4 protein-coding genes are annotated in these 5,594 nt (G+C 51.3%); 3 read left to right on the top strand and 1 reads right to left on the bottom strand.

Going from position 1 to position 5,594, the window contains the following annotated elements; all coding sequences use genetic code 11:
* Positions 1-53: 53 nt before the first annotated feature.
* Entirely contained in the window at positions 54-791 is a 738-nt protein-coding gene (bamD, locus tag FEK66_RS21155; protein ID WP_000197686.1) for an outer membrane protein assembly factor BamD, read from the bottom strand.
* 134 nt (positions 792-925) lie between these two features.
* Between bamD and rluD the strand changes: the two genes are divergently transcribed.
* From rluD to clpB, 3 genes are all read left to right on the top strand, one after another.
* Positions 926-1,906, top strand: coding sequence for a 23S rRNA pseudouridine(1911/1915/1917) synthase RluD (gene rluD / locus FEK66_RS21150; RefSeq protein ID WP_115438707.1), 981 nt, complete (start codon positions 926-928; stop codon positions 1,904-1,906).
* Positions 1,903-2,634: a purine nucleoside phosphorylase YfiH gene (gene yfiH / locus FEK66_RS21145; protein WP_130208157.1), complete on the top strand. Its 732-nt coding sequence runs from the start codon at positions 1,903-1,905 to the stop codon at positions 2,632-2,634. Before rluD ends, yfiH begins: the two co-directional genes overlap by 4 nt.
* 129 nt (positions 2,635-2,763) lie before the next feature.
* The gene (gene clpB, locus FEK66_RS21140; RefSeq protein WP_130259644.1) at positions 2,764-5,337 is read left to right on the top strand and encodes an ATP-dependent chaperone ClpB; all 2,574 of its coding nucleotides are present in this window, start codon (positions 2,764-2,766) and stop codon (positions 5,335-5,337) included.
* Positions 5,338-5,594 lie beyond the last annotated feature (257 nt).

Raw genomic sequence — 5,594 nt, 5'->3', positions numbered from 1 at the left:
TAACTGACTGGCATTACAGCTCCAGGGCTGCCGTTTTGCGTATATCACACCAGTTAAGTGTTGCTGCTGTTAGCGGCAATAATTTTCGCGACTTTTTCAGCCTGAGCGTTCATCTGCATCTGGCGGTAAGCATTTTCCATCAGCGGCAGCGCATCACGCGTAGCCTGGGTATCCGGGTAGTCACGCAGCATGCCTTCGACGCGGTTGACGACGGCAACCCATGCGCCACGTTCGGTGTAGTACTCTGCAACGGAGTATTCATATTTCGCCAGACGATCTTTCAGGAACACCAGACGTTTGGTTGCATCAGTGGTGTACTGGCTGTTTGGATAGCCGCGCACCAGTTTGGAAAAGTCACTAAATGCAGCTCGAGCATGTTGAGGATCGCGATCGCTACGGTCAACGCCAAAGAACCCTTGCAGCGCACTGTCATCCAGCGCCATATTGGTCAGGCCACGCATGTACATGACATAATCGATATTCGGATGGGTCGGGTTGAGGCGAATAAAACGATCGATGGCAGCCTGTGCTAACGGCAGATCGGCGTTTTTATAGTAGGCGTAGATGAGATCCAGCTGCACCTGCTGCGAATACGGACCAAACGGATAGCGATTATCTAACGCTTCCAGTTGCGTTATTGCCTGTCTCCAGTTACCGTCCTGCAGCTTTTGTTGTGCAGTCGCGTAAATTTCATTTGGCGGATTATCAGGTACTTCTTCCTTTGACCCCGAGCAACCCGCCAAAAACAGGCTTAGTGTGGCGGCTGCCACCAGATATTTCATGCGCGTCATGACGTTTTGACTTTCCTCAAAATGTAATACGGGAGATTCTCTGTTCCTGCTCCCGGTTAAGACCAGCTACAATAGCACACTATATTAAACGGCAAAGCCGTAAAACCCCAACGATAAACGAAGAAGCAGTATATATGGCACAACGAGTAGAACTCACTGCAACAGTGTCCGAAAACCAACTCGGTCAACGCTTAGATCAGGCTTTAGCCGAAATGTTCCCGGATTATTCACGTTCGCGAATAAAAGAATGGATCCTCGACCAGCGCGTGCTGGTTAACGGCAAAGTTTGTGATAAGCCGAAAGAAAAAGTATTGGGTGGCGAGCTGGTGGCCATCAACGCCGAGATTGAAGAAGAAGCGCGTTTTGAACCGCAGGATATCCCGCTGGATATCGTCTATGAAGATGAAGACATTATCGTCATTAATAAACCGCGCGACCTGGTGGTACATCCTGGCGCGGGTAACCCGGATGGCACGGTATTGAATGCGTTGCTTCATTACTATCCGCCCATTGCCGATGTACCGCGTGCGGGTATTGTCCATCGTCTGGATAAAGACACCACTGGCCTCATGGTTGTGGCAAAAACCGTTCCAGCCCAGACGCGCCTGGTGGAATCTCTGCAACGACGTGAAATTACTCGTGAGTATGAAGCGGTAGCAATTGGTCATATGACTGCTGGTGGCACGGTGGACGAGCCAATCAGTCGCCATCCGACCAAACGAACTCATATGGCGGTGCATCCGATGGGCAAACCGGCGGTCACTCACTATCGCATTATGGAACACTTCCGTGTGCACACGCGTCTGCGGCTGCGTCTGGAAACTGGACGTACGCACCAGATCCGCGTGCATATGGCCCATATAACCCATCCGCTGGTGGGCGATCCGGTTTATGGTGGCCGTCCGCGTCCGCCAAAAGGTGCTTCGGAAGCGTTTATCTCCACGCTGCGTAAGTTTGATCGTCAGGCGCTTCATGCAACCATGCTGCGTCTTTATCACCCGATCTCCGGCATTGAAATGGAATGGCATGCGCCTATTCCACAAGATATGGTGGAGCTGATTGAGGTGATGCGCGCCGATTTCGAAGAGCATAAGGATGAAGTGGACTGGTTATGAGTAAGCTGATTGTCCCGCAGTGGCCGCTGCCAAAAGGTGTTGCGGCCTGTAGCTCTACCCGTGTCGGCGGCGTGAGCTTGCCGCCCTACGACTCGCTCAACCTCGGTGCTCATTGTGGTGATAACCCGGAGCACGTCGAGGAAAATCGCAAGCGGCTTTTTGCTGCGGGTAATTTGCCTTCAAAACCGGTCTGGCTTGAGCAGGTACACGGTAAAGATGTGCTTAAGCTTACTGGCGAACCTTATACCTCAAAACGGGCGGATGCCTCGTATAGCAACACACCCGGCACGGTTTGTGCCGTAATGACAGCCGATTGCCTGCCTGTGCTGTTTTGCAATCGGGCAGGAACGGAAGTCGCGGCTGCCCATGCTGGCTGGCGTGGACTGTGCGCAGGCGTGCTGGAAGAGACGGTTTCCTGCTTTGCCGATAAGCCCGAAAACATTCTTGCCTGGTTGGGGCCGGCAATCGGTCCACGCGCGTTTGAAGTGGGGCCGGAGGTTCGCGAGGCGTTTATGGAAGTAGACGCCAACGCGAGTACAGCTTTCATTCAGCATGGTGATAAGTATCTGGCGGATATTTATCAGCTTGCCCGACAGCGTCTGGCGAGCGTTGGTGTTGAGCAAATTTTCGGCGGCGACCGTTGTACATATACGGAAAATGAGACTTTCTTCTCTTATCGTCGCGACAAGATCACCGGTCGTATGGCAAGTTTCATTTGGCTGATATAACCTAAAGAATCAAGACGATCCGGTACGCGTGATTTTCTTTTCACATTAATCTGGTCAATAACCTTGAATAATTGAGGGATGACCTCATTTAATCTCCAGTAGCAACTTTGATCCGTTATGGGAGGAGTTATGCGTCTGGATCGTCTTACTAATAAATTCCAGCTTGCTCTTGCCGATGCCCAATCACTTGCACTCGGGCACGACAACCAATTCATCGAACCACTTCATTTAATGAGCGCCCTGCTGAATCAGGAAGGGGGTTCGGTTAGTCCTTTATTAACATCTGCTGGCATCAATGCTGGCCAGTTGCGCACAGATATCACTCAGGCATTAAACCGTTTACCACAGGTTGAAGGTACAGGTGGCGATGTCCAGCCATCACAGGATCTGGTGCGCGTTCTTAATCTTTGCGACAAGCTGGCGCAAAAACGTGGTGATAACTTTATCTCGTCAGAACTGTTCGTTCTGGCGGCACTTGAGTCTCGCGGCACGCTGGCCGATATCCTGAAAGCAGCAGGGGCGACCACCGCCAACATTACTCAAGCGATTGAACAAATGCGCGGAGGTGAAAGCGTGAATGATCAAGGAGCTGAAGACCAACGTCAGGCTTTGAAAAAATACACCATCGACCTTACCGAACGAGCCGAACAAGGCAAACTCGATCCGGTGATTGGTCGTGATGAAGAAATTCGCCGTACCATTCAGGTACTGCAACGTCGTACTAAAAATAACCCGGTGCTGATTGGTGAGCCTGGTGTTGGTAAAACTGCCATCGTTGAAGGTCTGGCGCAGCGTATTATTAATGGTGAAGTGCCGGAAGGGCTGAAAGGCCGCCGCGTACTGGCGCTGGATATGGGCGCGCTGGTGGCTGGGGCGAAATATCGCGGTGAGTTTGAAGAACGTTTAAAAGGCGTGCTTAACGATCTCTCCAAACAGGAAGGCAACGTCATCCTGTTTATCGACGAATTACATACTATGGTTGGCGCAGGTAAAGCCGATGGCGCAATGGACGCCGGGAATATGCTGAAACCGGCACTGGCACGTGGTGAGCTGCACTGCGTGGGGGCCACGACGCTGGACGAATATCGCCAGTACATCGAAAAAGATGCTGCGCTAGAACGTCGCTTCCAGAAAGTGTTTGTTGCAGAACCTTCTGTTGAAGACACCATTGCGATTTTGCGTGGCCTGAAAGAACGTTACGAACTGCACCACCATGTGCAAATTACAGACCCGGCAATTGTTGCAGCGGCGACATTGTCTCATCGCTACATTGCTGACCGTCAGCTGCCGGATAAAGCCATCGACCTGATCGATGAAGCAGCATCCAGCATTCGTATGCAGATTGACTCAAAACCGGAAGAACTCGACCGACTCGATCGTCGTATCATCCAGCTCAAACTGGAACAACAGGCGTTAATGAAAGAGTCTGATGAAGCCAGTAAAAAACGCCTGGATATGCTCAACGAAGAACTGAGCGACAAAGAACGTCAGTACTCCGAGTTAGAAGAAGAGTGGAAAGCAGAGAAAGCGTCGCTCTCTGGTACGCAGACCATTAAAGCGGAACTGGAGCAGGCAAAAATCGCCATTGAACAGGCTCGCCGTGTAGGTGACCTGGCGCGGATGTCTGAACTGCAATACGGCAAAATCCCGGAACTGGAAAAGCAACTGGAAGCCGCAACGCAGCTCGAAGGTAAAACTATGCGTCTGTTGCGTAATAAAGTGACCGACGCCGAAATTGCTGAAGTGCTGGCGCGTTGGACGGGGATTCCGGTTTCTCGCATGATGGAAAGCGAGCGCGAAAAACTGCTGCGTATGGAACAAGAACTGCACCAGCGCGTTATTGGTCAGAACGAAGCGGTTGATGCGGTATCTAACGCTATTCGTCGTAGCCGTGCGGGGCTGGCGGATCCAAATCGCCCGATTGGTTCATTCCTGTTCCTCGGCCCAACTGGTGTGGGTAAAACTGAACTTTGTAAGGCGCTGGCGAACTTTATGTTTGATAGCGACGAGGCGATGGTCCGTATCGATATGTCCGAGTTTATGGAGAAACACTCGGTGTCTCGTCTGGTTGGTGCGCCTCCGGGATATGTCGGTTATGAAGAAGGTGGCTACCTGACCGAAGCGGTGCGTCGTCGTCCGTATTCCGTCATCCTGCTGGATGAAGTGGAAAAAGCGCATCCGGATGTCTTCAACATTCTGTTGCAGGTACTGGATGATGGGCGTCTGACTGACGGGCAGGGGAGAACGGTCGACTTCCGTAATACGGTTGTCATTATGACCTCTAACCTCGGTTCCGATTTGATTCAGGAACGCTTCGGTGAACTGGATTATGCGCACATGAAAGAGCTGGTGCTCGGTGTGGTAAGCCATAACTTCCGTCCGGAATTCATTAACCGTATCGATGAAGTGGTGGTCTTCCATCCGCTGGGTGAACAGCACATTGCGTCGATTGCGCAGATTCAGTTGAAACGTCTGTACAAACGTCTGGAAGAACGTGGTTATGAAATCCACATTTCTGACGAGGCGCTGAAACTGCTGAGCGAGAACGGTTACGATCCGGTCTATGGTGCACGTCCTCTGAAACGTGCAATCCAGCAGCAGATCGAAAACCCGCTGGCACAGCAAATACTGTCTGGTGAATTGGTTCCGGGTAAAGTTATTCGCCTGGAAGTTAATGAAGACCGGATTGTCGCCGTCCAGTAAATAAGAAAAGCGAGCCCTTCGGGGCTCGCTTTTTGTCTAATTTCCAACCGGAAATGGTCGTTTTTAAGGTGTTTCGCTTAAGAATTGAACGAACGATAAATTTTTTATATTTTCCGCTTGTCTCTTCAGAATAACTCCCTATAATGCGCCACCACTGACACGGAACAACGGCAAACACGCCGCCGGGTCAGCGGGATTCTCCTGAGAATTCCGGCAGAGAAAAGCGAAAATAAACGCTTGACTCTGAAAGAGGAAAG

The sequence above is a fragment of the Escherichia sp. E1130 genome, assembly GCF_005781065.1.
Classification (GTDB): Bacteria; Pseudomonadota; Gammaproteobacteria; order Enterobacterales; family Enterobacteriaceae; genus Escherichia.
The sequence above is the reverse complement of the archived record's forward strand: the minus strand, read 5'-3'. Positions and strand labels throughout refer to the sequence as shown.